General features: G+C 63.3%; 24 protein-coding genes. 1 reads left to right on the top strand and 23 read right to left on the bottom strand.

What is annotated here, in order from left to right:
• Positions 1 to 37 precede the first annotated feature (37 nt).
• The 18 genes from bamB to trmJ all read right to left on the bottom strand — a co-directional run bounded on the left by bamB (position 38) and on the right by trmJ (position 15,057).
• Positions 38 to 1,180 (bottom strand): outer membrane protein assembly factor BamB, encoded by a 1,143-nt coding sequence (gene bamB / locus ACLEJP_RS13420; RefSeq protein WP_440807048.1) that lies wholly within the window; start codon positions 1,178 to 1,180, stop codon positions 38 to 40.
• Complete coding sequence (locus ACLEJP_RS13415) at positions 1,181 to 1,819, bottom strand: tetratricopeptide repeat protein (RefSeq protein ID WP_225780494.1); 639 nt, start codon at positions 1,817 to 1,819, stop codon at positions 1,181 to 1,183.
• A 39-nt stretch (positions 1,820 to 1,858) separates the two neighbouring features.
• Entirely contained in the window at positions 1,859 to 3,148 is a 1,290-nt protein-coding gene (gene hisS / locus ACLEJP_RS13410) for a histidine--tRNA ligase (protein ID WP_440807047.1), read from the bottom strand.
• 24 nt (positions 3,149 to 3,172) lie between these two features.
• Positions 3,173 to 4,282 (bottom strand): flavodoxin-dependent (E)-4-hydroxy-3-methylbut-2-enyl-diphosphate synthase, encoded by a 1,110-nt coding sequence (gene ispG, locus ACLEJP_RS13405; protein WP_440807045.1) that lies wholly within the window; start codon positions 4,280 to 4,282, stop codon positions 3,173 to 3,175.
• A gap of 3 nt (positions 4,283 to 4,285) precedes the next feature.
• Positions 4,286 to 5,341 (bottom strand): RodZ domain-containing protein, encoded by a 1,056-nt coding sequence (locus tag ACLEJP_RS13400; protein ID WP_440807042.1) that lies wholly within the window; start codon positions 5,339 to 5,341, stop codon positions 4,286 to 4,288.
• On the bottom strand, positions 5,338 to 6,099 hold the full coding sequence (pilW, locus tag ACLEJP_RS13395) for a type IV pilus biogenesis/stability protein PilW (protein WP_440807040.1): 762 nt from the start codon (positions 6,097 to 6,099) through the stop codon (positions 5,338 to 5,340). The genes ACLEJP_RS13400 and pilW overlap by 4 nt, the downstream gene beginning before the upstream one ends.
• 14 nt (positions 6,100 to 6,113) lie before the next feature.
• A complete protein-coding gene (gene rlmN / locus ACLEJP_RS13390; protein WP_289133907.1) occupies positions 6,114 to 7,259 on the bottom strand; it encodes a 23S rRNA (adenine(2503)-C(2))-methyltransferase RlmN in 1,146 nt (381 codons plus the stop codon).
• Positions 7,260 to 7,283: 24 nt separating this feature from the next.
• Positions 7,284 to 7,715, bottom strand: coding sequence for a nucleoside-diphosphate kinase (gene ndk / locus ACLEJP_RS13385; protein WP_023382208.1), 432 nt, complete (start codon positions 7,713 to 7,715; stop codon positions 7,284 to 7,286).
• Positions 7,716 to 7,804: 89 nt separating this feature from the next.
• The gene (gene iscX / locus ACLEJP_RS13380; RefSeq protein WP_023382209.1) at positions 7,805 to 8,005 is read right to left on the bottom strand and encodes a Fe-S cluster assembly protein IscX; all 201 of its coding nucleotides are present in this window, start codon (positions 8,003 to 8,005) and stop codon (positions 7,805 to 7,807) included.
• Between the two features lie 10 nt (positions 8,006 to 8,015).
• Positions 8,016 to 8,357 carry an ISC system 2Fe-2S type ferredoxin gene (gene fdx / locus ACLEJP_RS13375; RefSeq protein ID WP_025337773.1) on the bottom strand — a complete coding sequence of 114 codons (342 nt, stop codon included), beginning with the start codon at positions 8,355 to 8,357 and terminating at the stop codon, positions 8,016 to 8,018.
• Between the two features lie 3 nt (positions 8,358 to 8,360).
• The gene (hscA, locus tag ACLEJP_RS13370) at positions 8,361 to 10,223 is read right to left on the bottom strand and encodes a Fe-S protein assembly chaperone HscA (protein WP_440807038.1); all 1,863 of its coding nucleotides are present in this window, start codon (positions 10,221 to 10,223) and stop codon (positions 8,361 to 8,363) included.
• A 42-nt stretch (positions 10,224 to 10,265) separates the two neighbouring features.
• Positions 10,266 to 10,787, bottom strand: a complete 522-nt coding sequence (gene hscB / locus ACLEJP_RS13365) for a co-chaperone HscB (RefSeq protein ID WP_170028348.1) — start codon at positions 10,785 to 10,787, stop codon at positions 10,266 to 10,268.
• 8 nt (positions 10,788 to 10,795) lie between these two features.
• Entirely contained in the window at positions 10,796 to 11,119 is a 324-nt protein-coding gene (gene iscA / locus ACLEJP_RS13360; RefSeq protein ID WP_170028347.1) for an iron-sulfur cluster assembly protein IscA, read from the bottom strand.
• 28 nt (positions 11,120 to 11,147) lie between these two features.
• Positions 11,148 to 11,534 (bottom strand): Fe-S cluster assembly scaffold IscU, encoded by a 387-nt coding sequence (iscU, locus tag ACLEJP_RS13355; RefSeq protein ID WP_003248539.1) that lies wholly within the window; start codon positions 11,532 to 11,534, stop codon positions 11,148 to 11,150.
• A gap of 46 nt (positions 11,535 to 11,580) precedes the next feature.
• Complete coding sequence (locus ACLEJP_RS13350; RefSeq protein WP_440807035.1) at positions 11,581 to 12,795, bottom strand: IscS subfamily cysteine desulfurase; 1,215 nt, start codon at positions 12,793 to 12,795, stop codon at positions 11,581 to 11,583.
• A gap of 46 nt (positions 12,796 to 12,841) precedes the next feature.
• Positions 12,842 to 13,333, bottom strand: coding sequence for a Fe-S cluster assembly transcriptional regulator IscR (gene iscR, locus ACLEJP_RS13345; RefSeq protein WP_051099959.1), 492 nt, complete (start codon positions 13,331 to 13,333; stop codon positions 12,842 to 12,844).
• 179 nt (positions 13,334 to 13,512) lie between these two features.
• On the bottom strand, positions 13,513 to 14,298 hold the full coding sequence (gene cysE, locus ACLEJP_RS13340) for a serine O-acetyltransferase (protein ID WP_225780489.1): 786 nt from the start codon (positions 14,296 to 14,298) through the stop codon (positions 13,513 to 13,515).
• 3 nt (positions 14,299 to 14,301) lie between these two features.
• Positions 14,302 to 15,057, bottom strand: a complete 756-nt coding sequence (gene trmJ, locus ACLEJP_RS13335; protein WP_186673516.1) for a tRNA (cytosine(32)/uridine(32)-2'-O)-methyltransferase TrmJ — start codon at positions 15,055 to 15,057, stop codon at positions 14,302 to 14,304.
• A 151-nt stretch (positions 15,058 to 15,208) separates the two neighbouring features.
• Here trmJ and suhB point away from each other — a divergent pair, with 151 nt between their 5' ends.
• Complete coding sequence (gene suhB / locus ACLEJP_RS13330) at positions 15,209 to 16,027, top strand: type III secretion system regulator SuhB (protein WP_440807033.1); 819 nt, start codon at positions 15,209 to 15,211, stop codon at positions 16,025 to 16,027.
• Between the two features lie 216 nt (positions 16,028 to 16,243).
• Here the strand turns inward: suhB and ACLEJP_RS13325 are convergent, their stop codons facing one another.
• The 5 genes from ACLEJP_RS13325 to tgt all read right to left on the bottom strand — a co-directional run bounded on the left by ACLEJP_RS13325 (position 16,244) and on the right by tgt (position 21,244).
• Entirely contained in the window at positions 16,244 to 16,786 is a 543-nt protein-coding gene (locus ACLEJP_RS13325) for a glycine zipper 2TM domain-containing protein (protein ID WP_440807032.1), read from the bottom strand.
• 118 nt (positions 16,787 to 16,904) lie between these two features.
• Complete coding sequence (gene secF, locus ACLEJP_RS13320; protein ID WP_225780486.1) at positions 16,905 to 17,813, bottom strand: protein translocase subunit SecF; 909 nt, start codon at positions 17,811 to 17,813, stop codon at positions 16,905 to 16,907.
• A 10-nt stretch (positions 17,814 to 17,823) separates the two neighbouring features.
• Positions 17,824 to 19,686, bottom strand: coding sequence for a protein translocase subunit SecD (gene secD / locus ACLEJP_RS13315; RefSeq protein WP_440807030.1), 1,863 nt, complete (start codon positions 19,684 to 19,686; stop codon positions 17,824 to 17,826).
• Between the two features lie 64 nt (positions 19,687 to 19,750).
• Positions 19,751 to 20,086 (bottom strand): preprotein translocase subunit YajC, encoded by a 336-nt coding sequence (yajC, locus tag ACLEJP_RS13310; RefSeq protein WP_085623861.1) that lies wholly within the window; start codon positions 20,084 to 20,086, stop codon positions 19,751 to 19,753.
• Between the two features lie 42 nt (positions 20,087 to 20,128).
• On the bottom strand, positions 20,129 to 21,244 hold the full coding sequence (gene tgt, locus ACLEJP_RS13305; protein WP_161959640.1) for a tRNA guanosine(34) transglycosylase Tgt: 1,116 nt from the start codon (positions 21,242 to 21,244) through the stop codon (positions 20,129 to 20,131).
• Positions 21,245 to 21,256: the final 12 nt, after the last annotated feature.

Raw genomic sequence — 21,256 nt, 5'->3', positions numbered from 1 at the left:
CCGCGGCTTGAAGCCCGCCAAGGCTTCAAGCATAGCTTCAGCGGATGGTCAGTGCCTCGAGCTTGCCGCTGTTGCCAAAGACGTAGATGGTGTCGCCGACCACGAGTGGGCGGGCACGCAGGCCATCGCTGTCGATACGCTCACGGCCGACGAAGCGGCCATCGACCTGGCTCAGCAGGTGCAGGTAGCCCTCGAAGTCACCCACCGCCACGTAGCTGGAAAACACTTCCGGCGCGGTCAGCTGGCGCCGTGCCATGGTGTCGTTGCTCCACAGCGCGCTGGAAGAGCGTTCATCGACGCTTTCGACCGTGCCGGAAGCTTCGCTGACGTAGACGTTGCCGAAGCCCTGGGCGACACCCACGTAGCTGGAGGCATCACGCTGCCACAGCACCCGGCCGCTTTCCAGGTCCAGGCCCGCGACGCGGCCCTGGTAGGTGCTGACATACAGGGTACCACCCGACAGCAGCAGGCCGCCGTCGATGTCGACCACACGGTCCAGCTCGGAACGGCCCTGCGGAATCGCCACACGGCTTTCCCACACCGGTACACCGTTGTTGATGTCCACCGCCACCACCTTGCCGGTGGACAGGCCGGCGACGGCCAGGCGGTTGGTGACGATCGGCGCGCCGGTACCACGCAGGGTCAGCACGGCCGGGCTGTTCTCGTAGATCCAGCGGCGGTCACCGGTGGCGGCATCCAGGCCGATCAGGCGATCGTCCTGGGTCTGCACTACCACTACATCACCGTTGTTGGCAGGCGGGGCCAGCACTTCGCTGGTCACGCGCGAGCGCCAGCGCTCCTCGCCAGTGCTGGAGTCCAGGGCAATCACTTCACCCTTGAGGGTACCCAGCATGACCAGGCCATAGCCGACGCCGACAGCACCGGAAACCGGCAGCTCGAGGTCCTTCTTCCACACCACGTCGCCGGTGATGCGGTCGAGGGCGAAGACTTCGCCGTTGACGTCGGAGGCGTAGATGCGGTCGTTTTCGATGGCCGGCACCAGGGTGTTGTAGGTTTCACCCTGGCCGTCACCGATCGAACGGCTCCACTGCTTCTTCAGCACCACTTCCTCGGTGAACTTGGTCAGCTCGGCCGGGGGCAGTTCCTTCTTGCTGTTGCTGCTGCAACCCGCGGCCAGGACGGCCAGGGTCAGCACTGCTGCATGTTTCCAACCCATCACTTACGCGTCCCCTTTGGCCAAGTCATCCAGCTTCAATTGCAGGCCACCGACCGCCGCCTCATCGGACAACGCAGCCTTGGCTTTCTCGTAAGCACTGTGCGCGTCGTCGGCGCGACCCAGTTGCACCAGCAGGTCACCCTTCAACTCTTCACGGCTGGCCAGGAAGGCCTGCTCGGCGTCACCATCAAGCAGCTTGAGGGCGTCCTCGGCCTTGTTCTGGGCCGCCAGCACGCGTGCCAGGCGCTGCCGCGCAATTTCGCCCAGGGTGGCATCGGCCGGCTTGTCCAGCACGCTTTTCAGCTCGGCAGCGGCGTCGTCGAGCTTGCCGCTCTCGACCGCGACCTTGGCCACGAACAGGCTGCCGTACTGGGCGTAGGCGGTACCGCCGAACTCGCTCTTGAGCTTGCCGGCCAGCTCCGCGACCTTGGTCGCGTCAGGCTGGCCAGTGGGCGTCAGGCTGGTTTCCAGCAAGGCCTGGTACAGCTGCGAGGCACCTTGCGACTGATTGTTCTGGTACTTGTGCCAGGTATTCCAGCCCAACACCACCACGCCAGCCAGCAGGGCACCGGTCAGCAGCGGCTTGCCGTTGCGGTTCCACCAGTCCTTGACCCCTGCCAGTTCATCATCGGTACTCGACACCCCAATACTCCTTTTCGCCTATTCGCTTGTTGAACCGCGTTACGCCTGCGCGATCGCGGTTTCCAGGTGCTCAGCCAGAGCATCCCAGGCAATGTTCTGTTGTTCGCCCTGACCACGCAGGGGCTTGAAGCCGATCTCTTGCTTGGCCAACTCGTCATCACCGAGGATCAGCGCAAACAGCGCGCCGCTCTTGTCGGCTTTCTTGAACTGGCTCTTGAAGCTGCCGCCACCGGCGTTGACCGCCAGGCGCAGACCCGGCAGGCGGTCACGCAGGCCCTCGGACAAGCGCAGGCCAGCCAGTTCGGCCTGTTCGCCGAAGGCGCACAGGTAGACGTCGATCTGTCGGCTGATGGACTCGGGCACCTTGCCCAGGGTTTCCAGCAGCAGGATCAGGCGCTCGATGCCCATGGCGAAGCCGACACCCGGGGTCGGTTTGCCGCCCATCTGCTCGACCAGGCCGTCGTAGCGGCCACCGGCACAGACCGTGCCTTGGGCGCCGAGCTTGTCGGTCACCCACTCGAACACGGTCTTGCTGTAGTAGTCCAGGCCACGCACCAGCTTGGTGTTGATCACGAACGGGATACCGGCAGCGTCCAGGCGGGCCTTGAGGCCCTCGAAGTGCACGCGCGATTCTTCGTCCAGGTAGTCTTCCAGCTTCGGCGCGCCAACCAGCACCGCCTGGGTGTTCTGGTCCTTGCTGTCGAGGATGCGCAGCGGGTTGCTCTTGAGCCGGCGCTGGCTGTCTTCATCCAGCTGCTCCAGGCGTGCCGAGAGGAACTCGACCAGCGCATCGCGGTAGCGCGCGCGGGCTTCGCTGGTGCCCAGGCTGTTGAGCTCCAGCTTGACCGCGTCCTGGATGCCCAGCAGGCCCCACAGGCGCCAGGTCAGCATGATCAGCTCGGCGTCGATGTCCGGGCCGTCCAGGTTGAACACTTCCACGCCAATCTGGTGGAACTGGCGGTAGCGGCCTTTCTGCGGGCGCTCGTGGCGGAACATCTGGCCGATGTACCACAGCTTCTGGACTTGGCCGTTGCCGGTGATGCCATGCTCGAGCACAGCCCGCACGCAGGCGGCAGTACCTTCCGGACGCAGGGTCAGCGAGTCGCCGTTGCGGTCCGCGAAGGTGTACATCTCTTTTTCGACGATGTCGGTCACTTCACCGATGGAGCGCTTGAACAGCTCGGTGAACTCGACGATCGGCGTGCGGATCTGGCTGTACCCGTAGGTATCCAGCAGGCCGGCCACGGTGCCTTCGAAGTAGCGCCACAGCGGCGACTGTTCAGGCAGGATGTCGTTCATGCCACGGATGGCTTGCAGCGATTTGCTCACGAATAGTCCTTACGAATTCGGGTGTCAGCCACGGGCGATCAGCGCCGCGTCGGCTTCGGCCTTTTCGGCCGCTTTCTGGCGGATGAGCTTCTCCAGCTCGTCGACCAGGTTGTCGTTGGTCAGCTTCTGCGCCGGCTTGCCGTCGATGTAGACCAGGTTCGGCGTACCGCCGGTCAGCCCGACATGAGACTCCTTGGCTTCGCCCGGGCCGTTGACCACGCAACCGATCACCGCCACGTCCAGCGGTACCAGCAGGTCTTCCAGGCGGCCTTCCAGCTCGTTCATGGTCTTGACCACATCGAAGTTCTGCCGCGAGCAGCTCGGGCAGGCAATGAAGTTGATGCCACGCGAGCGCAGGTGCAGCGACTTGAGGATGTCGTAGCCGACCTTCACTTCTTCGACCGGGTCGGCCGCCAGCGAGATACGGATGGTATCGCCAATGCCTTCGGCCAGCAGCATACCGAGGCCGACAGCCGATTTCACCGTCCCGGAGCGCAGGCCGCCGGCTTCGGTGATGCCCAGGTGCAGCGGCTGGACGATCTGCCTGGCCAGCAGACGATAGGCTTCGACGGCCATGAACACGTCGGAGGCCTTGACGCTGACCTTGAAGTCCTGGAAGTCCAGGCGGTCGAGGTGCTCGACGTGGCGCAGCGCCGACTCGACCAGCGCCGCCGGGGTCGGTTCGCCATACTTCTTCTGCAGGTCCTTCTCCAGCGAGCCGGCGTTGACGCCGATCCGGATCGGGATGCCACGGTCGCGGGCCGCATCGACCACCGCGCGCACGCGGTCTTCGCGGCCGATGTTGCCCGGGTTGATACGCAGGCAGTCGACGCCCAGTTCGGCTACGCGCAGGGCGATCTTGTAGTCGAAGTGAATATCGGCAACCAGCGGCACGCTGACCTGCTGCTTGATGCGGCCGAACGCCTCGGCGGCGTCCATGTCCGGCACCGAGACCCGCACGATGTCCACGCCGGCATCGACCAGGCGCTGGATTTGCGCCACGGTGGCGGCCACATCGTTGGTGTCGGTATTGGTCATGCTCTGCACCGCGATGGGCGCATCACCACCCACCGGCACATTGCCGACCCAGATTTTGCGGGATTCGCGACGTTTGATCGGAGATTCGCCGTGCATGACTTACTGTCCCAACTTCAGGCGAGCGGTTTCGCCACTGGTGAACGGGGCAACATCGACGGCCTGGCCGTTGTAGCTGACCTGGGCGCCACGGGCAAAGCCCAGGCGTACCGCGAACGGCGGCTTGCCGGTCAGCTCGAGGTTGTCCCCCTTGCGCTTGATGGCGCTGAACAGCACCTTGCCATTGCCGTCGCTGACCTGGGTCCAGCAATCGGCGCTGAACTGGATGGCCACCTTGCCGCTGCCGGCCGGTACTTCGGCGGGCACGGCGGGCGTGGCAGGCTCGGCGGCGGCTACGGTCGCCGCAGGGGCGGCCGGTGCAGCCGCCGGGGCCGGGGCGACCGGTGCTGCAGGCGCAGGCGCCACCACCGGTGCATTGACCGCTGGCTGCGCCGGAGCCTGCTGCGCGGGCGCCGGGGCAGGTGCTGCGGCAACGGCGGCGGCGCTTGTCGGGGCCTGCTCGGTGACAGCAGCGGGCTGCCCGTTGGCGCCTTGCTCCAGCGGCAGCGGCGCGCTCTCGGGCTGCTGGCCAGCCGAAACGGCCTGGTCTTCAGGCTCATCGAGCGGGTGAATCTGGGTGGTTCCGTCGGCGCTCTCGACTTCGACGTGCTCCAGGGCGATCTTGGCCAGGTCCTTGCCACGCAGGCTGCCCTGGTCCTGCCACCAGACGAAGCCGCCACCGACCACGGCTACCAGCAGCAGCAGGCTGACACCACGCAGGATGTTGTGCGACAGGCGCACCGGCTCTTCGATACGCCCCAGCGAGTGCACGTCGCTGCCTTTGGCGTGAGTACCGGTATAGCGGTCGAAGGCATCTACCAGGGCAGCCTGGTCCAGGTCCATCAGCTTGGCATAGGCGCGGATGTAGCCACGGGCAAACGTATGCCCGGGCAGCTTGTCGAAGGCACCGGTTTCCACGTGGTTCAACGAGCTGACAGTGAGGTTGAGCTTGCGGGCCACCTCGGCTTGTGACCAGTCCCGGCTCTCACGGGCCTGACGCAAAAGCTCACCGGGGTTCTGGCCAGGCGCTACGGCTACTTCGGGATGCGCGGCTTTCATCGTTGCTCCGACAGGTATTGCTGATATTCCGGCGTACCGGGATAAAGTCGTTGTAATTGCTGGCCCAGCTCGGCCAGTGTGCCCTGCTCGTCGAACACCCTGGCAAGGCGGCTGCCCAGCAGCAGGCTACGGGCATCGTGTTCGCTCAGCTGGCTGAAACGATCGTAGTAGTCCCGGGCCGGCACATAATGCCTGTTTTCGTAGGACAACTCAGCCATTTCCAGCAACGCTTTCGGTTGCCGCTGGTTGAGTTGCAAAGCTTTCAGCAAATAGGCATGCGCCTGGTCGCGGCGCTCGAGCTTGAGGGCCGTCAGGCCCAGGTTCTCGTAAACCCGTGAACGTTCAGGATACAGGGTATCGGCGCTGGCCAGGCGAAACATCTGCTCGGCCTCGGCAAATCGCCCCTGAGCATAAAGGAAACTGCCGTAATTGTTGCGAATTCGCGTGTCGCCAGGACGCACCTGCAGTGCCTTGCGGAAGTGGCTTTCGGCTATTTCGGCCTCGTCTTCGGCCTGCAGCACCAGCGCCAGGGCGGCGTGCGCATCGGCGTCGTCGTTGTTCAGGGCCAAGGCCTTGCCCAGCGGGGCCTTGGCCTGCTCGGTCAAACCTTGTTGCAAATAGCCCAGGCCAAGTTGCACATAAGCCCGCCCTGCCTCTGCCCTGCCCTGGCGGCTGGCCAGGGGGTCGCCCGCGCCGCCCGACACGCAGCCGGCCAGCAGCGAAAGCGCAAGGATCGACAGCGCGGCGCGCAGGCTCATGGGCAAGGTCCCGGTCAGTGCTGCGCAGCGCTGTCTGGCAGGTCGGCGTCCGCGGAAAGCTGGCGCACAGCGATATAGCGCTCGCTGCGGCGGGTGCGGTCGTTGACCTGGCCAACCAGCTGGCCGCAGGCGGCGTCGATGTCATCACCACGGGTAGTACGGGTGGTGACGTTGAAGCCACCGTGGTGCAACAGGTCCTGGAAGCGGCGAATGGCGTTGTTGCTTGGCCGCTCGTAGCCCGAATGCGGGAACGGGTTGAACGGGATCAGGTTGATCTTGCACGGCACGTCGCGCAGCAGTTCGATCATTTGCGCTGCATGCTCAGGCTGGTCGTTGACGTCCTTGAGCAGGGTGTACTCGATGGTCAGCACACGCTTGCCACCCAGGGTGGACATGTAGCCCATGCACGATTCCAGCAGCATCTTCAGCGGGTACTTCTTGTTGATCGGTACCAGCTTGTTGCGCAGTTCGTCGTTCGGCGCGTGCAGCGACAGGGCCAGCGACACGTCGATGTGCTTGGCCAGCTCGTCGATCATCGGCACCACGCCTGATGTCGAGAGGGTGACGCGACGCTTGGAAATGCCATAGCCCAGATCTTCCATCATGATCTTCATGGCGGCGATGACATTGTCGAAATTCAGCAGGGGTTCGCCCATGCCCATCATGACCACGTTGGTAATGGCGCGGTCGATCTTGGCCGGAACGGTCCCGAAGGATTTGTTGGCAAGCCACACCTGGCCGATCACTTCGGCGGCGGTGAGGTTGCTGTTGAAGCCTTGCTTGCCGGTGGAGCAGAAGCTGCAGTCCAGGGCACAGCCGGCTTGCGACGAGACACACAGGGTGCCGCGGTCGTCGGTGGGGATGTAGACGGTCTCGACGCAGCTGCCGGAAGCAACGCGCACCACCCACTTGCGGGTGCCGTCGGCGGAAATGTCTTCACTGACCACTTCCGGGCCCCGAATCTCGGCAACGGCCTCGAGCTTTTCGCGCAAGGCCTTGCCGACATTGGTCATGGCGGCGAAATCGTCGACGCCATAGTGGTGAATCCATTTCATGACCTGACCGGCACGAAAACGCTTCTCTCCGATCGACTCGAAGAATTTTTCCATTTCCTGCAGGGTCAGGCCCAACAGGTTGATCTTGCCAGTCATGTCACTCATGGAATCACCCAAGACCTGCTTCGCTTAGCGAATGCGGTCGCACAGCTCGGTAGCGGAGAAGAAGTAAGCGATTTCGCGGGCAGCCGAAGCTTCCGAGTCGGAACCGTGAACAGCGTTCTCGTCGATGGAAACGGCGAAGTCAGCACGGATGGTGCCGGCAGCAGCTTCTTTCGGGTTGGTGGCGCCCATCAGCTCGCGGTTGGCCAGAACGGCGTTTTCGCCTTCCAGAACCTGAACGATGACCGGGCCGGAAGTCATGAAGGCAACCAGGTCAGCGAAGAAGCCGCGCTCTTTGTGCTCGGCGTAGAAGCCTTCGGCTTCGGCTTTGGACAGCTGCTTCATTTTCGAAGCGACGACGCGCAGGCCGGCTTTCTCGAAACGAGTGGTGATCTCGCCGATGACGTTCTTGGCGACGGCGTCAGGCTTGATGATGGAGAAAGTACGTTGAACAGCCATGGAAAACTCCAGAAAAATGAGTGTTGCGAAAAATTAAACCCGCGAATTATACGCGGGTTCCAGGGGATTGCCTAACCTGCAGGACGCGTTCAGTCGGCTTCTTCGATCCAGGCCGCCTGGATGGCCTCGAGCACTTTCTCACCGCCGCGTGACGGATCGTCGCTGAATTCTGGCAAGGCCAGCACCCAGCGGTGCAGATCGACGAAATTCACATAACGAGGATCGACGTCCGGCTTGCTTTCTGCAAGCTGGATGGCGATCTCAAGTACATCAATCCATTTCAGGCTCATGGAACAAACCTCAGTGCGGCGCTTCGGCGGCGTGGTTGAGCGAATACTTGGGGATCTCGATGACCAGGTCCTGGTCAGCGACGACCACCTGGCAGCCGAGGCGCGATTGAGCCTCCAGGCCCCAGGCCTTGTCCAGCATGTCCTCTTCCAGCTCGTCGGCCTCTTCCAGCGAGTCGAAGCCCTTGCGCACGATGCAGTGGCAGGTGGTACAGGCCTTGACACCGCCGCAGGCGCTTTCCATCTCGATGTGATGGTCGTGGGCCAGTTCCAGGATGTTGGTCCCGGGCTCGACTTCCACGGTCAGCCCTTCGGGGCAGAATTTCTCGTGCGGCAGGAATGTCACCAGCGGCATCGGTTACTCCTCGATCTCATTCAGGTTGCGCCCGGCCAGTGCGGCTTTGACCGTCGAATCAAGGCGACGGGCGGCAAATGCGTCGGTCACCTGCGACAGACGCTTGGTCTGTTGCTCGATGGCTGCGCCATCGGTGCCGGCCAGCAAATCACGTAGTTCTTGCATCTGGAATTCGATGGCTTCGCGCTCGTCACTGCTGAGCAGGCGCTCGCCATCGGCGTCCAGGGCGCCCTGTACCGCTTCGAGCAGGCGCTCGCCGTCCACCTGGTGCTCGCGCAACTGGCGGGCCTGCTTGTCGGAGCCTGCGTGTTCGAAGGAGTCCTTGAGCATGCGCGCGATTTCGCCGTCGGTCAGGCCGTAGGACGGCTTGACCTGGATGCTGGCTTCCACGCCCGAGCCCAGCTCGCGGGCCGCCACGCTGAGCAGGCCGTCGGCGTCGACCTGGAAGGTGACGCGGATCTTGGCCGCACCGGCGACCATGGCCGGAATGCCGCGCAGCTCGAAGCGCGCCAGCGAACGGCAGTCACTGATCAGCTCGCGCTCACCTTGCAGCACGTGGATCATCATGGCCGTCTGGCCGTCCTTGTAGGTGGTGAACTCCTGGGCACGCGCCACCGGAATGGTGGTATTGCGCGGGATCACCTTTTCCATCAGCCCGCCCATGGTCTCGAGACCAAGCGACAGCGGGATGACGTCGAGCAGCAGCAGCTCGCCACCCTCGCGGCGGTTGCCGGCCAGGGTATCGGCCTGGATCGCGGCACCGATGGCCACTACCTGGTCAGGGTCGATCGAGGTCAGCGGAGTGCGCCCGAACAAGGCGCCCACCGCTTCGCGCATACGCGGCACACGGGTCGAGCCACCGACCATGACCACGGCGCTGACTTCTTCCAGCTCGATGCCGCTGTCACGCACGGCGCGGCGGCAGGCCTTGAGGCTGCGGGCAACCAGCGGTTCGATCATGGCTTCGAAACCGGCACGGCTGAGCTCGCCCTGCCAGGCGCCATGGCTGACGCTGACCACGTCAGCGTCGGTCAGGGCTTCCTTGGCGGCACAGGCGGTTTGCAGCAGTGCGCGCTGGGTGGCCGGATCAAGGTCGGACGACAGCCCGGCCTGCTCGATGATCCAGCCGGCAATCGCGTGGTCGAAGTCGTCACCACCCAGGGCGGTATCGCCACCGGTGGCCAGTACTTCGAACACGCCGGCGGTCAGGCGCAGGATGGAAATATCGAAGGTGCCGCCACCCAGGTCATAGATGGCCACCACGCCTTCGGCGTTCTGGTCCAGGCCATAGGCCACGGCGGCTGCGGTCGGCTCGTTGAGCAGGCGCAGCACGTTCAGGCCGGCCAGGCGTGCAGCGTCCTTGGTGGCCTGGCGCTGGGCGTCATCGAAATAGGCCGGCACAGTGATCACCGCCCCGACCAGCTCGCCGCCCAGGGTGGCTTCGGCACGCTCGCGCAGCACCTTGAGAATGTCTGCGGACACTTCAACCGGGCTCTTCGGCCCCTGCACGGTGTCGATGAACGGCATGTGCGATTCACCGCCGACGAAGCGGTACGGCAGCTGCTCGCCCAATTGCTTGACGTCGGCCAGGCCGCGCCCCATCAAGCGCTTGACCGACAGCACGGTATTCAACGGGTCGAGGGAAGCGGCGTCACGCGCAGCCTGCCCCACCTCGTTGCGCCCTTCGAGGTAGCGCACCGCGGACGGCAGAATGACGTTGCCCTGCGCATCGGGCAGGGGCTCGCTACGGCCGCTGCGCAGTGCGGCGACCAGGGAGTTGGTGGTACCCAGGTCGATCCCCACCGCCAGGCGGCGCTGATGCGGCTGAGGGCTTTGACCGGGTTCGGCAATCTGCAGTAGGGCCATGCTTATCTGAATACCTTAGGTGCCATCACGGGCAGCACCGGGTTAGTCGTCGAGGCGCTCTTCCAATTGGCGCACTTCTTGGGCGAGCTTGTCGAGGAACTGCATGCGGCGCATCAGGCGCTCGGCCTTGTCGCGTTCGCCCGGGGCGTCCCAGCAGGCGGCAAAGTCCTCGTTCAGCGTGTCCTGGGCGACCTTCAGGCGCTTCTTGAACACACCGACACCATCAAGGTCGGCTTCGTCCTGCAGCTCTTCGAGTTCCTCGCGCCACTGCATCTGCTGCAACAGGAAATCCGGGTCGTGGACCGTGACTTCCTGGGGCACTTCGTGGCCGCTGATGGCCAGCAGGTAGCGGGCGCGACGCGGCGCACTGCGCAGGGTCTGGTAGGCGTCGTTGAGGGCTGCGGACTTTTCCAGGGCTACGCGTTGCTCACGCTCGGAGGCGTCGGCAAAGCGGTCCGGATGGACTTCGCGGGCCAGCTCGCGATAGCGAGTGGCCAGCTTGTCGAGATCCAGACGGAAGCTTGGCTGGAGGTCAAACAATGCGAAATGACAAGGAGTACCCACAGCCAGCCTCAGACGTTGAAGCTTTCGCCGCAGCCACACTCACCGCGCACGTTGGGGTTGTTGAACTTGAAGCCTTCGTTCAACCCTTCCTTGACGAAGTCCAGCTCGGTGCCGTCGAGGTAGACCAGGCTCTTGGGATCGATGATCACCTTGACGCCATGGTTCTCGAACACCTGGTCTTCCTCCGCCAGTTCGTCGACGAACTCCAGCACGTAGGCCAGGCCCGAGCAACCGGTGGTGCGCACGCCCAGGCGAATGCCTTCACCCTTGCCGCGCCCTTCCAGGGAACGCCGCACGTGGTTGGCGGCGGCTTCTGTCATGCTGATAGCCATCTGCACTCCTTACCTCGCAACAGGCGACTTAGATCAAGCCTTTCTTCTGCTTGTAATCGCGTACCGCTGCCTTGATGGCATCTTCGGCGAGTACCGAGCAGTGGATCTTGACCGGCGGCAACGCCAGTTCTTCGGCCAGCTGGGTGTTCTTGATGGTTTCGGCTTCGTCCAGGGTCTTGCCCTTCATCCACTCGGTGGCGAGGGAGCTGGAGGCAATGGCCGAACCGCAGCCGTAGGTCTTGAACTTGGCGTCTTCGATCACGCCCTGTTCGTTGACCTTGATCTGCAGGCGCATCACGTCGCCGCAGGCCGGGGCGCCGACCATGCCGGTGCCGACGTCCGGGTCTTCGGCATTCATCTTGCCGACGTTGCGCGGGTTTTCGTAGTGGTCGATGACCTTTTCACTGTATGCCATGGTGCAATTCCTTCCTCATCAGGGAGCCGCTCTTGCCGGCGACTGCTTAGTGGGCGGCCCACTCGATCTTGGAGATGTCAACGCCGTCTTTGTACATGTCCCACAGCGGCGACAGCTCACGCAGTTTGTTCACTGCCTCGCAGACCTTCTGCGCGGCGTAGTCGACTTCTTCTTCAGTGGTGAAACGGCCGAAGGAGAAGCGGATCGAGCTGTGCGCCAGCTCGTCGTTGCGGCCCAGGGCGCGCAGCACGTACGACGGCTCGAGCGACGCGGAGGTGCATGCCGAACCGGACGATACGGCGATGTCCTTCAGCGACATCAGCAGCGACTCGCCTTCGACGTAGTTGAAGCTCAGGTTCAGGTTGTGCGGTACGCGGGCGCTCTGGCTGCCGTTGACGTACAGCTCTTCCAGGTTGGAAACCTGCTTGAAGAAGCGCTCGCTCAGGCCCTTGATGCGCGCGTTTTCAGCGGCCATTTCCTGCTTGGCGATGGCGAAGGCTTCGCCCATGCCGACGATCTGGTGGGTCGGCAGGGTGCCCGAACGCATGCCGCGCTCATGGCCACCGCCGTGGATGATGGCTTCCAGGCGTACCCGCGGCTTGCGGCTGACGTACAGCGCGCCAATGCCTTTGGGGCCGTAGACCTTGTGCGCCGAGAACGACATCAGGTCGACCTTCAGCTTCTGCAGGTCGATTTCGACCTTGCCGGCCGACTGCGCGGCATCGACGTGGAACAGCACGCCGCGCGAGCGGGTCAGTTCGCCGATGGCGGCGATGTCGTTGATCGAGCCGACTTCGTTGTTCACGTGCATCAGCGAGACCAGGATGGTGTCGTCACGCAGCGCCGCCTCGACCATGGCCGGGGTGACGATGCCGTCTTCGCCCGGCTCCAGGTAGGTGACTTCGAAACCTTCACGCTCCAGCTGGCGAGCGGTATCCAGGACCGCCTTGTGCTCGATCTTGGAGGTGATGATGTGCTTGCCCTTGGTCTGATAGAAGTGCGCGACACCTTTCAGTGCGAGGTTGTCGGACTCGGTGGCACCGCTGGTCCAGACGATTTCGCGCGGATCGGCATTGATCAGTTCGGCCACCTGACGGCGACCGTTCTCGACCGCTTCCTCGGCCTTCCAGCCGAAGACATGGGAGCGCGAAGCCGGGTTACCGAAGTTCCCGTCGACCAGCAGGCACTCGGCCATCTTCTGGGCCACGCGTGGGTCGACCGGGGTGGTCGCGGAGTAATCGAGGTAGATCGGCAACTTCATTTGTCTCTCCTATCAGGCGGTGGCGTCGCTCGTCGTCCCAAGGGGATCAATCGACGGCGGACGTCTCAATCTTGTCCAGCTGGGCGGCTCGGCCTGCGACACGACGCAGGTCCTGGCGCTGGGCGACTTCCTGCACCTCGCGGCGCATGACGAGGTCGGCCAGGCTGATACCGCTGAGGAATTCATGGATCTGCTGGCTGAGGTCGCACCACAGGTGGTGGGTCAGGCAGGTATCACCGGCATGGCAGTCCCCGAGGCCCTGGCAGCGCGTGGCATCGACCGATTCGTTGACCGCATCGATGACCTGGGCCACCTGGATGGTTTCCATGCCCCGCGACAGCTGGTAGCCACCGCCTGGACCGCGCACGCTGGAAACCAGGCTGCTGCGGCGCAGCTTGGCGAACAGCTGTTCCAGATAAGAAAGGGAAATGCCCTGGCGCTCGGAAATGTCGGCCAAAGACACCGGCCCATGCTGCGCGTGCAACGCCAGGTCGAGCATGGCGGTCACGGCGTATCGGCCTTTGGTAGTCAGTCGCATGGCTATTGGGTACCACGGGAGTTTCGGGATGGGTGCGAGTATGCGATTCCCGAGCATTTAAGTCAACTATTAGACCTAGTGCTTTAGTCGGGTTTGCATCGGGGAGGCGGGCGCGATTGTAGCAGACCAGGGGCGTGAGCACACGCCCCGTATGTCACAGCACCGCGGACACGGCGCAATCAATGCGGCTGGGTGTCGCGCTGGGCCACCTGGGCGACATCATTGAAGTCATCTTCCGGCAGGGCGGGCAGTTCCTTGGCGCAATAGTCGCTGCCCATCTTGGTCAGGGCACCGCACATCCCCTCAAGCCGCTCATCGACCGCTTGCAGGTGATCGAGCATCTGGCCGATGGCACGGGCTACCGGATCGGGCATGTCGCCGCTGACACCGTAGGCATCGAAACCGATCTTCTCGGCCATGGCCTTGCGTTTGGCTTCGACTTCAGTGTCTTCGCTCTTGACGATGATCCGCCCCGGAATCCCCACCGCCGTGGCACCCGCCGGCACCGCCTTGGTCACTACTGCATTGGAGCCGATCTTGGCCCCGGCGCCGACGGTGAACGGGCCCAGTACCTTGGCCCCCGCCCCTACCACAACGCCGTTTTCCAGGGTGGGGTGACGCTTGCCCTTGTTCCAGCTGGTGCCGCCCAGGGTCACCCCCTGGTACAGGGTGACATCATCGCCGATCTCGGCGGTTTCACCGATGACGATACCCATGCCATGGTCAATGAAGAAGCGTCGGCCGATGGTGGCGCCGGGGTGGATCTCGATGCCGGTCAGCCAGCGCCCGAAGTTCGACACCAGGCGGGCCAGCCATTTGAAATCACGCCGCCACAGGGCATGGCCCAGGCGGTGCAGCCAGATGGCGTGCATGCCGGGGTAGCAAGTCAGTACCTCGAAGGCGTTGCGCGCGGCCGGGTCACGGTGGAATACGCTTTGAATATCTTCACGCAGGCGTTCGAACATCTGTCAGTCCTTCCGTTTATGCGGCTCGCCCCGGACCACTTTCTGGGTCTCGGTGAGGATGCCGCGCAAAATGCTCATTTCCGAACGCTCGACCGCGACCCGCCCATACAGCCGGCGCAGGCGCGGCATCAGGTGCTTGGGCTTTTCGGGGTCGAGGAAGCCGATACCGACCAGGGTTTTTTCCAGGTGGTCGTAGAACAGCTCCATTTCGTCCATGGTCGCCAGCTCGCTGGCGTCAACCTTCTCGACCTTGCCCGGGGCTTCACCGGCCGCCAGCCAGGCCATGCGCACCTCGTAGGCAAGCACCTGGACAGCCGCAGCCAGGTTCAGCGAGCTGAAGTCGGGGTTGGAGGGAATGTGCACGTGGAAGTGACATCGCTGCAGTTCTTCGTTGGTCAGGCCGGCGTGCTCGCGCCCGAACACCAGGGCGATCTCCTCGCCGCCATTGGCATGCTCCACTGCCTTGGCTCCGCATTCACGCGGGCCGATCAGCGGCCAGGGAATGCTCCGCTCGCGGGCGCTGGTACCCATCACCAGGTTGCAGCCGACCAGGGCCTGCTCCAGGCTGTCGACCACCTGGGCGTTGTCCAGCACATCGTCGGCCCCCGAGGCTCGGGCGCTTGCATCCACGGCGGGAAATTCTTTCGGCTGCACCAGCACCAGACGCGACAAGCCCATGTTTTTCATGGCTCGTGCAGCGCCGCCGATGTTGCCGGGGTGGCTGGTATTGACCAGAACAACACGAATATTTTGCAGCAAGGTGTTGTGCTCACAGATGCAGGAATCAGGGCTTCCGATCTTACAGAACCGACAGGCGTAACGCCACGAAAGCAAATGTGACACTTCTGCCGCCAAAGTTTTCTGCTAGAATGATCGGCTTTCTTCTTTAACATCTCCAGGTGACCCGCCCATGCAGCCTATGCTGAATATCGCCCTGCGCGCCGCTCGCAGCGCCAGTGAACTGATTTTCCGCTCCATCGAACGCCTGGATAGCATCAAGGTCGATGAGAAAGAGGCCAAGGACTACGTTTCCGAAGTCGATCGCGCCGCCGAGCAGAGCATCGTCAACGCCCTGCGCAAGGCCTACCCGAACCACTCCATCCAGGGCGAGGAAACCGGCCTGCACGCGGGCAGCGGCGAAGAAGGCAAGGACTACCTGTGGGTCATCGACCCGCTGGACGGCACCACCAACTTCCTGCGTGGCATCCCGCACTTCGCAGTCAGCATCGCCTGCAAATACCGTGGCCGCCTTGAGCACGCCGTGATCGTCGACCCGGTTCGCCAGGAAGAATTCACCGCCAGCCGTGGCCGTGGCGCCCAGCTCAATGGCCGCCGCCTGCGCGTCAGCTCGCGCACCAGCCTGGAAGGCGCCCTGCTCGGCACCGGCTTCCCGTTCCGTGACAGCCAGATGGCCGAGCTGGACAACTACCTGGGCATGTTCCGCGCGCTGACCGGCCAGACCGCCGGCATTCGCCGCGCCGGCTCCGCCAGCCTGGACCTGGCCTATGTGGCTGCCGGCCGTTTCGACGCCTTCTGGGAGTCGGGCCTGTCCGAATGGGACATGGCAGCCGGCGTGCTGCTGATCCAGGAAGCGGGCGGCCTGGTCAGCGACTTCAACGGTGGCCATGACTTCCTCGAGAAAGGCCATATCGTTGCGGGCAACATCAAGTGCTTCAAGGCAGTGCTGACTGCCATCCAGCCGCACCTGCCAGAGAGCATGAAGCGCTAAGCGCGGATTGCGGGCAAAAAGAAAGCACCCCTCGGGGTGCTTTTTTTTGCCTGTCGAAGCCATGCGCAACCTACTTCTTGTGAGAGCGGCCTTGCGTCGCGAAAGGGCTGCAAAGCAGCCCCGCCGATCTCTGATGGTTGACAGACCCCGGGGCCGCTACGCGCCCCTTTCGCGACGCAAGACCGCTCGCACCTCAAGAGCAGGCCGCATGCGCCCTTACTGCGCGGCTTCGCTGAGGATCAGCTTGCCATTCTTGTCCACCGGAATGGTCGAACCGGGTTCGTGATCCATCTTCACCTGCCCTACCTGGTCGCCGAGGGTGTACTTGACGTTGTAGCCCACCACCTTCTCGCTGATGTCATTGACCGTGTTGCAGCGGGTTTGCGTAGTGGTGTAGGTATCACGCTCCTGCATGCCTTCCTGCACCTTGTTACCGGCATAACCGCCACCGACCGCACCGGCCACGGTGGCAATCTTCTTGCCGGTACCACCGCCGATCTGGTTCCCCAGCAGGCCACCGGCAATGGCACCTACCACGGTACCGGCGATCTGGTGCTGGTCCTTGACCGGCGCCTGACGCGTCACGGTGACGTCCTTGCAGACCTCACGCGGGGTTTTTACCTGTTGTTTGATCGGTTGCACGTCGGTGACCTGCGCGTACTCAGGCCCCTTGTTGACCAAGCTGTAGGTCGCGACAGCACCTCCGGCAGTCACACCGACAGCACCCAGTACCGCACCCACCAGCATTGATTTGTTCACACGAACCTCCTGATCATACCCGCGGGTCCGACCCGCCTTCTCCCAGCCTTGGAGCGAAAAAAAAGGCGCAAGTTCAACACTTGCGCCTTTTGGGCCGCCAGGCGGCATGCAACCTGCCTTATGGGCGGTCGTCGACACCGTCGGTCTTGGCCGGCGGGATCAGGTCTTCACTGCTCAGGTTCAGCCAGATCAGCACCACGTTGGCGATGTAGATCGACGAGTAGGTACCGGCCATGACGCCAATGAACAGCGCCAGCGAGAAGCCAAACAGGTTGTCACCGCCGAAGAACAGCAGTGCGGCGATGGCCAGCAGGGTCGAAACCGAGGTGGCGATGGTTCGCAGCAGGGTCTGCGTGGTGGAGACGTTGATGTTCTCGATCAGCGAGGCCTTGCGCATGACACGGAAGTTCTCGCGCACCCGGTCGAACACGACGATGGTGTCGTTCAACGAGTAACCGATGATCGCCAGCACCGCAGCCAGCACGGTCAGGTCGAAGGTGATCTGGAAGAACGACAGGATACCCAGGGTCACCACCACGTCGTGGATCAGCGAGACAATCGCACCCACGGCGAACTTCCACTGGAAGCGGAAGGCCAGGTAGATGAGGATGCCGCCCAGGGCCAGGAGCATGCCCATGCCACCCTGGTCGCGCAACTCTTCACCCACTTGCGGGCCGACGAACTCGACCCGCTTGACCGTGGCAGGGTTGTCGCCGCCAGCCTTTTGCAAGGCTTCGGCCACTTTGTTGCCCAACTGCGGGTCATCGCCCGGCATGCGCACCAGCAGGTCGGTGGTAGCGCCGAAGCTCTGCACCACCGCCTCGTGGAAGCCGGAGCTGACCAGCTCGCTACGCACTGCCTGAAGGTCGGCGGGGCGTTCGTAGGTCAGCTCGATCAGCGTACCGCCGGTGAAGTCGAGGCCGAAGTTCAGGCCCTTCTGCCACCAGCTGAACAGCGCCAGCACGGTGAGGAGCACGGTGATGGCGAACGCGACATTGCGCACGCCCATGAAATTGATGGTTTTCATCGCAGCTCCCTCAAACCCACAGCTTCTTGATGTCACGCCCGCCGCAGGTCAGGTTGACCATTGCGCGGGTCACCATGACGGCGGTGAACATCGAGGTGAAAATCCCGAGGGACATGGTGACCGCAAAGCCCTTGACCGGGCCGGTACCCATGGCGAACAGGATGCCGCCGACCAGCAGGCTGGTCAGGTTGGCGTCGATGATCGCGGTGTAGGCGCGGTTGAAGCCTTCATGGATGGCGCGCTGCACCGACATGCCAGCGTTCAGCTCTTCGCGGATACGCGAGAAGATCAGCACGTTGGCGTCCACCGCCATACCCATGGTCAGCACGATACCGGCGATACCTGGCAGGGTCAGGGTGGCACCCAGCAGCGACATCAGCGCCAGCAGCAGGACCATGTTGCCCGCCAGGGCGACGGTGGCGATCACGCCGAAGCCGCGGTAGATGGCGATGATGAACAGCGAGACGAACAGCATGCCCCACAGCGACGCATCAATACCCTTGGTGATGTTGTCGGCACCCAGGCTTGGGCCGATGGTACGTTCTTCAGCGAAGTACATCGGCGCGGCCAGGCCACCGGCACGCAGCAGCAGGGCCAGTTCGGAGGATTCGCCCTGGCCGTTCAGGCCGGTGATGCGGAACTGGCTGCCCAGCGGCGACTGGATGGTCGCCAGGCTGATGATCTTCTTCTCTTCCTGGAAGCTCTGTACGGCAACGTCTTTCTCGACGCCGTCGACGGTCTGCTTGACGTAGCGGGTGATCGGCTTCTGCTCGATGAAGATCACCGCCATGCTGCGGCCGACATTGCTGCGGGTAGCACGGCTCATGAGCTCGCCACCGTGGCCATCGAGGCGGATGTTCACCTGCGGGCGGCCGTGCTCGTCGAAGCTGGCCTGGGCGTCGGTGACCTGGTCACCGGTGATGATCAGGCCGCGCTCGACCGCAGCGGAGCGGCCGCCTTCACGGAACTCGAACACCTCGGTAGTGGCCTTGGAGGCACCCGGTTCGGCACCGAAGCGGAATTCCAGGTTGGCGGTCTTGCCGAGGATGCGCTTGGCTTCGGCAGTGTCCTGCACGCCTGGCAGCTCGACCACGATGCGGTTGGCGCCCTGGCGCTGTACCAGCGGCTCGGCCACGCCCAGCTCGTTGACCCGGTTGCGCACGGTGGTGAGGTTCTGCTTGATCGAGTATTCGCGGATCTCGGCGACTTTCGCCTGGGTCAGCGCCAGACGCAGCACGGCGAGCTCGTTGCGCTCGGTGGTGGTCAGGTCGAAATCATTGAAATTCTTGCGAATCAGGGCACGTGCCTGCTCGCGGGTGGCATCGTCGGCGAAGCCCAGCATGATGCCGCCATCCTGCTGAGGCAGGCTGCGGTAGCGGACGCGCTCTTTGCGCAGCAAGGTCTTGACCTCGCCTTCGTAGACTTTCATGCGCGCGCTCATGGCCTTGTCCATGTCCACTTCCAGCAGGAAGTGCACACCACCGGACAGGTCCAGGCCCAGCTTCATCGGGCTGGCGCCCAGGTTGCGCAGCCATTGCGGGGTGGTCTGGGCCAGGTTCAGGGCCACGACATAGTCATCGCCGAGTGCCTTGCGCACGACATCCTTGGCTGGCAGCTGGTCTTCCTGACTGGTCAGGCGGATCAGCCCGCTGCCCTTTTCACCCAGGCTCGCGCCCTTGACGGCGATCTTGGCATCGACCAGCGCCTTGCTGACGCGATCGAGGTCGACCTGGCTCACGTGCAGCGCCGAGCTGGCACCGCTGATCTGTACCGCCGGATCATCCGGGTAGAGGTTGGGAGCGGAATAAATAAAACCGATCGCCAGTACCAGCACGATCAGTGCGTATTTCCACAGAGGGTATTTGTTCAGCATCACGCCGCCCGTTCAAGACGCGGGGCGCTTTGCGCGCCCCGACTGGAAAAATGAAACTGGTAACTCAGATAGCCTTGAGCGTACCTTTTGGCAGGGTGGCCGCAATGGCACCCTTCTGGAATTTCAGCTCGACGCTGTCGGAAACTTCCAGGACCACGAAGTCATCGGAAACCTTGACGATCTTGCCGGCAATACCGCCGTTGGTGACAACTTCGTCACCCTTCTGCAAGTTGCTCAGCAGGTTCTTCTGCTCTTTGGCGCGCTTGGCCTGCGGGCGCCAGATCATCAGGTAGAAGATGACCAGGAAACCGACCAGGAAAATCCACTCGAAGCCGGTACCGGCTGGGCCGGCGGCGGGTGCTGCGGCGTCCGCGTATGCGGCGGGGATCAAGAAGCTCATTGGGCACTCCTAATGTAATTTTCTAATAATGGATGCGGACAGTCAGTCCAAGGGCGGTACCGGAAGCCCGCGCTTGGCGTAGAAGGCGTCGACAAAGGCGGCCAATTTACCCTGTTGAATAGCCTCGCGTAAACCGGCCATCAAGCGCTGGTAATGGCGCAAGTTGTGGATGGTATTCAGCATGCTGCTCAGCATTTCGCCGCACTTGTCCAGGTGGTGGAGATAGGCGCGGGAGAAGTTGCTGCAGGTATAGCAATCACAGGTCGGATCCAGCGGCGAATCATCGTGGCGATGGAACGCGTTGCGGATCTTGATCACCCCGGTATCGACAAACAGATGGCCGTTGCGCGCGTTACGCGTAGGCATCACGCAGTCGAACATGTCGACGCCGCGGCGCACACCCTCAACGAGATCTTCCGGTTTGCCTACCCCCATAAGGTAACGAGGTTTGTCAGCAGGCATCTGGCCCGGCAGGTAATCCAGCACCTTGATCATTTCGTGCTTGGGCTCGCCGACCGACAAGCCACCGATGGCGAGGCCGTCGAAACCGATGTTTTCCAGGCCTTCCAGCGAGCGCATGCGCAGGTCCTGGTACATGCCGCCCTGGACGATACCGAACAGCGCCGCGGTGTTGTCGGCATGGGCGTTCTTCGAGCGCTGGGCCCAGCGCAGCGACAGTTCCATGGAGGCGCGCGCCACATCGTGCTCGGCCGGGTACGGGGTGCACTCGTCGAAGATCATCACCACATCCGAACCGAGGTCGCGCTGCACCTGCATCGACTCTTCCGGGCCCATGAACACCTTGGCACCATCGACCGGCGAGGCGAAGGTCACGCCCTCTTCCTTGATCTTGCGCATGGCGCCCAGGCTGAACACCTGGAAGCCACCGGAGTCGGTGAGGATCGGGCCTTTCCACTGCATGAAGTCGTGCAGGCCGTTGTGCTTCTTGATCACCTCGGTGCCCGGGCGCAGCCACAGGTGGAAGGTGTTGCCCAGGATCATCTCGGCGCCGATGGCCTCGATATCGCGCGGCAGCATGCCCTTGACCGTGCCATAGGTGCCGACCGGCATGAAGGCCGGGGTTTCCACGGTGCCGCGTGGGAAGGTGATGCGGCCACGACGGGCCTTGCCGTCGGTGGCCAGCAGTTCGAAGGACATTCGACAGGTGCG

It is taken from the genome of Pseudomonas sp. SMV7 (genome assembly GCF_052041995.1).
Classification (GTDB): domain Bacteria; phylum Pseudomonadota; class Gammaproteobacteria; order Pseudomonadales; family Pseudomonadaceae; genus Aquipseudomonas.
This window is presented reverse-complemented; position numbering and strand designations above follow the sequence as displayed.

Coding starts and splice junctions, on each gene's coding strand:
- ispG (WP_440807045.1), bottom strand. CDS start 4,282: ATGCACGGCGAATCTCCGATCAAACGTCGCGAATCCCGCAAAATCTGG.
- ACLEJP_RS13400 (WP_440807042.1), bottom strand. CDS start 5,341: ATGAAAGCCGCGCATCCCGAAGTAGCCGTAGCGCCTGGCCAGAACCCC.
- pilW (WP_440807040.1), bottom strand. CDS start 6,099: ATGAGCCTGCGCGCCGCGCTGTCGATCCTTGCGCTTTCGCTGCTGGCC.
- rlmN (WP_289133907.1), bottom strand. CDS start 7,259: ATGAGTGACATGACTGGCAAGATCAACCTGTTGGGCCTGACCCTGCAG.
- ndk (WP_023382208.1), bottom strand. CDS start 7,715: ATGGCTGTTCAACGTACTTTCTCCATCATCAAGCCTGACGCCGTCGCC.
- iscX (WP_023382209.1), bottom strand. CDS start 8,005: ATGAGCCTGAAATGGATTGATGTACTTGAGATCGCCATCCAGCTTGCA.
- fdx (WP_025337773.1), bottom strand. CDS start 8,357: ATGCCGCTGGTGACATTCCTGCCGCACGAGAAATTCTGCCCCGAAGGG.
- hscA (WP_440807038.1), bottom strand. CDS start 10,223: ATGGCCCTACTGCAGATTGCCGAACCCGGTCAAAGCCCTCAGCCGCAT.
- iscA (WP_170028347.1), bottom strand. CDS start 11,119: ATGGCTATCAGCATGACAGAAGCCGCCGCCAACCACGTGCGGCGTTCC.
- iscU (WP_003248539.1), bottom strand. CDS start 11,534: ATGGCATACAGTGAAAAGGTCATCGACCACTACGAAAACCCGCGCAAC.
- ACLEJP_RS13350 (WP_440807035.1), bottom strand. CDS start 12,795: ATGAAGTTGCCGATCTACCTCGATTACTCCGCGACCACCCCGGTCGAC.
- iscR (WP_051099959.1), bottom strand. CDS start 13,333: ATGCGACTGACTACCAAAGGCCGATACGCCGTGACCGCCATGCTCGAC.
- cysE (WP_225780489.1), bottom strand. CDS start 14,298: ATGTTCGAACGCCTGCGTGAAGATATTCAAAGCGTATTCCACCGTGAC.
- suhB (WP_440807033.1), top strand. CDS start 15,209: ATGCAGCCTATGCTGAATATCGCCCTGCGCGCCGCTCGCAGCGCCAGT.
- secF (WP_225780486.1), bottom strand. CDS start 17,813: ATGAAAACCATCAATTTCATGGGCGTGCGCAATGTCGCGTTCGCCATC.
- secD (WP_440807030.1), bottom strand. CDS start 19,686: ATGCTGAACAAATACCCTCTGTGGAAATACGCACTGATCGTGCTGGTA.
- yajC (WP_085623861.1), bottom strand. CDS start 20,086: ATGAGCTTCTTGATCCCCGCCGCATACGCGGACGCCGCAGCACCCGCC.
- tgt (WP_161959640.1), bottom strand. CDS start 21,244: ATGTCCTTCGAACTGCTGGCCACCGACGGCAAGGCCCGTCGTGGCCGC.